Origin of the sequence: Mesorhizobium sp. LNHC252B00 (assembly GCF_000502955.1) — a bacterium.
Taxonomy (GTDB): Bacteria; Pseudomonadota; Alphaproteobacteria; order Rhizobiales; family Rhizobiaceae; genus Mesorhizobium.
In genome coordinates, this window is the sequence record NZ_AYWO01000069.1 from 1 (window position 1) to 4,646 (window position 4,646).

A 4,646-nucleotide genomic window follows, 5' to 3' on the forward strand; every position below is an offset into this window, starting at 1 on the left:
CGACCCCCTCTGTCGCCTTCGGCGACATCTCCCCCTCGAGGGGGGAGATTACACGCTCGGCATTTTGCAGACGTGACATACCGGTTCCCCTGATTATATGATAAAGGTGCTCCACTAAAACGGAGGTGCCTCCGTTTATTACTTGGGGGCTGACCCGGATGGGTTCAAGCCCTATATTTCGGTAGTGGAGAAAAAAGTGGCCGTGGAGCCGTCCGTCATCGTTAAAGAGAAGGCCGAAGGCACGGAGGCAAAGCCGTTGCGCGCCGACGCACAGCGCAACCGCGACCGGCTGGTCGAGGTGGCGGCAGCCGTCTTTGCGGAGCACGGTATCGATGCCTCGCTGGAAGAGATAGCGCGCCAGGCCGGCGTCGGCATCGGGACCCTCTACCGACATTTTCCGACGCGCGAGCACCTTGTCGAAGTGGTCTACCGGCGCGAGGTGGAGGCGCTGTGCGCGGCCGCCGGCGAGCTCGCCGAAAAACACCCGTCCGATGTGGCGCTGGAACAGTGGATGCAGCGCTTCGTCGATTACATCGCCACCAAGCGCGGCCTGGCGACCAGCCTGCGCATCCTGCTCAACACCAATTCGACGCTGTTTTCCGACACGTCTGGCCGGGTCTCGCAGGCGCTTCGGCAACTGGTCGAAGCCGCGGTGGCCGACGGCACCATTCGCGGCGACGTCGACGCGTCCGACGTGCTGCACGCGCTGTCCGGCATCTACTCGGCGCCCGATACGCCGGAATGGCGCGACCGTTCGCGCCGGCTGGTCAAGCTCTTGATGGACGGGTTGCGGTTCGGAGCTGTAAAGGGACGGTGAGAGCGGCCGGATTCCGACCGCGCGGCAACCAGACCTGTCCATGATTTGAGGGGCATGAGATGTATGTAGGCCGTTCCTACAAGTTGATAGATTTCGCGCTATGGTCGCGGCGCAGCGTCATCTACATGGTGGTCGTGAGCGGGCTGGCTGTCGCCGCCTACCGTCTACCGGGGATTGCCGGCTTCAGATCGGAAGAGCACACGTCNGCGTCATCTACATGGTGGTCGTGAGCGGGCTGGCTGTCGCCGCCTACCGTCTACCGGGGATTGCCGGCTTCTCGGTGCCATGGCCGGTGGTGCTCGTGCTCGGCACCACCGTATCACTCGTTGCCGGGTTCAAGAATTCGCAGGTGTTCACCCGCAGCAGTGACGCGCTGCAGGCCTTTACGCAAATCACGGCGAGCAGCCGGTTGTGGTCCAATTTCTGCAGGGACTTCATCGATGCGCCGACGGCAAAGCAGCTCATCTACCGCCATATCGCCTGGATGACGGCGTTGCGCTTCGCCCTACGCCGGCCGATGCCGTGGGAATCCATGGCGCGGGCCGCCAATGTCGAATACCGGCGTCGCTACCGCATCCATGAGGATGCGAGTTCGATCGCCGAGGAACTGCGTCCGTTGTTGGCCGAACAGGCCGAGGACGTCCTGAAGTCGCCTCAGCCGGCGATAGCGCTTTTGGAAATGCAGTCGGTCCAGGTCAATGCGTTGCTCAAGGACGCAAAAATTCCTCCGCAGGTCTATGTCGAACTTATCAAGCTGATCCGCGATTTCCATGATCAGCAGGCGCGCTGCGATCGTATCAAGAACAATCCCTATCCAAGGCAATACGCCATCGTCAGTTCCATGTTCGTCATGATCTTTTGCACCCTGTTGCCGTTCGGGGTGGTTCCGGTCTTTGCCGACATGGGCAAACTGGGCGGCATGCTCGGCCCGATCGCGATCTGGCTGACGATCCCGTTCAGCACGCTCCTGGGCTGGGCCTATATGTCGCTCGACCAGGTCGGCGAAAGCAGCGCCAATCCCTTCGAGGGCAATGCCAACGATGTTCCGATCTCGCAGATCTGCCGCGACATCGAGATCGAGTTGCGCAGCGGGCTTGGGGAGGTTGATCTTCCCAAGCCCTGGCTGCCGATCAATGACATCGCGACCTGAAGCGCTTCGTTGCGGCAATCCATGTGATGCGCAATGCCGACAAGCTCAGGCACCTGCGTTAGGCTGTTACCGGGCAAGGAAACAGGAGCCGTCAGGACGCGTCCGCTCCTTTGACGGAAAAAAATTGAAGCACGCCCGGCAGCCCGCTCGCTTCCATCTCGCCATGCTCTTCGAATATCAGGCCGGAGCCGACCACCGCCAAGTCCTTCCAGGTGGACAGCGCGGCGCGTGATCGGCGCTCGCCCCGGCAATTCCGCAGCGCGGCAGCTCGCGGCGGCCGCCAACGTTGCAAATCCCGCAAGCCCTGGAGCGAACGACTCAACTAGCCTTTCGCTTCGACCAGGATCACCAGCGACTCCGGCGCTACGCCATCATAGGCCATCGCATCGGCTGCTGCCTTACTCTGCATCAAAGCGGCCATCTTATCCATGTCCGGAACGTCCATCATCACGGCCACGTGTTTCGGGTTCTGCGGATCGACGAAAGTGCGGATGTTGGTGATCCCAAGCGAGCCGAAAAGCTCCTTACGCTTGGGTGAACTGAGCCAGTGCTTGCTGTCTTTCGTGATGTTGTGATGGCCGATAACGGTTGGCATGGCGTCCTCCCTGGTTTTACGCAATTCTCAAGGGAAAGCGCTATGCGCTTTTTCCCGGGATTTGCTTCAGGTGATGCCTGCGGTCGATGTCGCCCGCCTGATGCTGCGATCCACCTGTACCAGCCAGTGAGCGCCGTTTCTCTTGGACTGTCAATTAGCTTCTGCTGATGGATAGTGGGTGTCCTGTCGTCCCGCCGTCGGAGTTGCTGGCGCCTCAAACTTCGAGGCACACCTTGCCGAAATGCTTCCGGGATTCGTAGTGCGTGAACACGGCGGCGATGCTGGTCCGCCCGGCTGCCGATGGAGATCCCGCCGCCCGGCGCTCTCAGCCTGACCAGTCTTATTGTCTTTCTCCGATGTGTGAGGTGTCTAAAATTCGGGGCGGCGCGATAGACCTATCAGGCTTGCCGGCCGGAGATCACCCGCAGCCAAGGCGCCAGATGGAAGGCGCTCATGAGGAGATACATCGCCGCCATTCCGGTGAGCGGCGAAGAGCCCATGCACAGCATGGCCGCATCGCCGCTGAAGATGCAGGTAAGCAGCGCCATGACGGCGAAGGTCGGGGCTGCGGCAAGGCATAGCCAATCGGCGATGCCGAGGGTGGACGCATTGATGTTTTCGGGGATCGCTCCACTGGTGGCTATATGGATATCGAGCATGGTCTTTTTCCCTGATGGTTGTGCCGTACCGAGGGCAGAACTTGGGTTCCTCGCCCCACGAGAGTGGGGAGAGGTGGCCCGGCGGAGCCGACACGGAGAGGGGGGACAGCGCCCTACGAAAGCCCCTCTCCGGCCGCTACGCGGCCACCTCTCCCCGCCTTGGCGGGGCGAGGAACCCAAGCTGGGGCATGCGCCGAGCGCTCTCGCCAGATCCTTACTGGCCGTCCTTGTCCCGGAACGCGGCTTCGCCGGCGGCCGACACTTGTTCCCATGTCTTGTCGGGCCCGGCGTCGTAATTGTCGTGCCAGTTCCACCAGGAGTAGAGCGGGGTCTGCGGATAGCCTTCGGGCGAGTCCTCCCAGATCTCCTGGCGGCCAAGCGGCGTCGCGTCGAGATAGCTCCAGACGGTGCCCATCGCCTCGTCTCCGCGGCTGTTGATGAAGTAGGTGCGGAACACCTTGTCGCCATCGCGGATGAAGACGTTGTGGCCGTGCCATTCGTCGACACCGAAGTCTTTGTCGAAACTGTCGGTGATGGTGTACCAGGGCATCTCCCAGCCCATCCGCTGCTTCAGCCGGGCAATGTCGGCCTGCGGGGCGCGCGAGGCGTAGGCGAGCGTGGTGTTGCGGGCGTTGAGATGGGCGAGGTGGCCGACCTGGTCGGCGCCGAGCGAACAACCGCGGCAGGCATGCTCGGGCCAACCGTACACGCCGGGCTCGAAGAAGGCGCGGTAGACGATCAACTGCCGACGGCCTTCGAACAGATCGAGCAGGCTCGCCTTGCCATTCGGCCCCTCGAACACATAGGCCTTGTCGACTTCCATCCACGGCATGCGCCGGCGCTCGGCGGCCAAAGCATCCTTGGCGCGCAGCGTGGCCTTCTCCTTCACCAGCATCTGTTCGCGGGCGGCTTCCCAATCCTGTCTAGAAACGATCGGCGGGGTCTTCATTGCGGTCTGCTTGGTCATTGGTCGTCTCCTTTGCCAGTCTGTTGTCGCGCCGTTGCGACGTGTGGTTGCTTGCTGTCAGGCAGAATAGGTCGGTCAAGCGCGGGGGTGGGAGTTACAAGTGTGACGGGATTTGAAAGAGCCGGCCCGCCGCAGCAGGGGTGGCGCATCCGCTCAGTGCCCTCGACAGTGTCGTTCATCGCGTGGTTTTCCCTTGTTGTGCCGCTGCCGATACGGCTTGCTGGTTGGCGGCCGTGACTTAAATTAGGGCGTGCAACACAGGGGTGGGAGTTACAAGTGTGACGGGATTTGAATGGACTCGCTGATCACCGCGGCGGCACTGGCGCTGGCCGGCGGCGATCCGCTCGGCGCGCTGGATCGTGTCGCCTTGCGCGAAGATCCGCCGGCGCTGGCGCTGCGCGGCATTGCCATGGCGCAGCTCGGCGATCTCGATCGCGCCAAGGCGCTGCTGCGGCGGG

General features: G+C 62.4%; 6 protein-coding genes and 1 pseudogene. 3 read left to right on the forward strand and 4 right to left on the reverse strand.

Annotated elements, in window-relative coordinates; translation table 11 throughout:
• Positions 1–196 precede the first annotated feature (196 nt).
• The gene (locus X744_RS139925; RefSeq protein WP_032908212.1) at positions 197–817 is read left to right on the forward strand and encodes a TetR family transcriptional regulator; all 621 of its coding nucleotides are present in this window, start codon (positions 197–199) and stop codon (positions 815–817) included.
• 217 nt (positions 818–1,034) lie between these two features.
• Positions 1,035–1,967, forward strand: coding sequence for a bestrophin family ion channel (locus tag X744_RS139920; protein WP_023763190.1), 933 nt, complete (start codon positions 1,035–1,037; stop codon positions 1,965–1,967).
• Positions 1,968–2,058: 91 nt separating this feature from the next.
• Here X744_RS139920 and X744_RS139915 read toward each other — a convergent pair whose 3' ends face one another.
• From X744_RS139915 to X744_RS139900, 4 genes are all read right to left on the reverse strand, one after another.
• The gene (locus X744_RS139915) at positions 2,059–2,289 is read right to left on the reverse strand and encodes a hypothetical protein (protein WP_023763191.1); all 231 of its coding nucleotides are present in this window, start codon (positions 2,287–2,289) and stop codon (positions 2,059–2,061) included.
• Positions 2,290–2,562: a hypothetical protein gene (locus X744_RS139910; RefSeq protein ID WP_023763192.1), complete on the reverse strand. Its 273-nt coding sequence runs from the start codon at positions 2,560–2,562 to the stop codon at positions 2,290–2,292.
• 398 nt (positions 2,563–2,960) lie between these two features.
• A complete protein-coding gene (locus tag X744_RS139905; RefSeq protein WP_023763193.1) occupies positions 2,961–3,221 on the reverse strand; it encodes a hypothetical protein in 261 nt (86 codons plus the stop codon).
• Positions 3,222–3,435: 214 nt separating this feature from the next.
• Positions 3,436–4,188, reverse strand: a complete 753-nt coding sequence (locus X744_RS139900) for a thioredoxin family protein (protein ID WP_023763194.1) — start codon at positions 4,186–4,188, stop codon at positions 3,436–3,438.
• 292 nt (positions 4,189–4,480) lie between these two features.
• On the opposite strand from X744_RS139900, the pseudogene X744_RS1000000175800 reads away from it, so the two are divergent.
• Positions 4,481–4,646, forward strand: a pseudogene (locus X744_RS1000000175800) (helix-turn-helix domain-containing protein); the annotation flags it as partial.

Bases quoted from the DNA above. Each gene is read 5' to 3' on its own strand.
- X744_RS139920 (WP_023763190.1), top strand. From the start codon at position 1,035: ATGGTGGTCGTGAGCGGGCTGGCTGTCGCCGCCTACCGTCTACCGGGG.
- X744_RS139910 (WP_023763192.1), bottom strand. From the start codon at position 2,562: ATGCCAACCGTTATCGGCCATCACAACATCACGAAAGACAGCAAGCAC.
- X744_RS139905 (WP_023763193.1), bottom strand. From the start codon at position 3,221: ATGCTCGATATCCATATAGCCACCAGTGGAGCGATCCCCGAAAACATC.
- X744_RS139900 (WP_023763194.1), bottom strand. From the start codon at position 4,188: ATGACCAAGCAGACCGCAATGAAGACCCCGCCGATCGTTTCTAGACAG.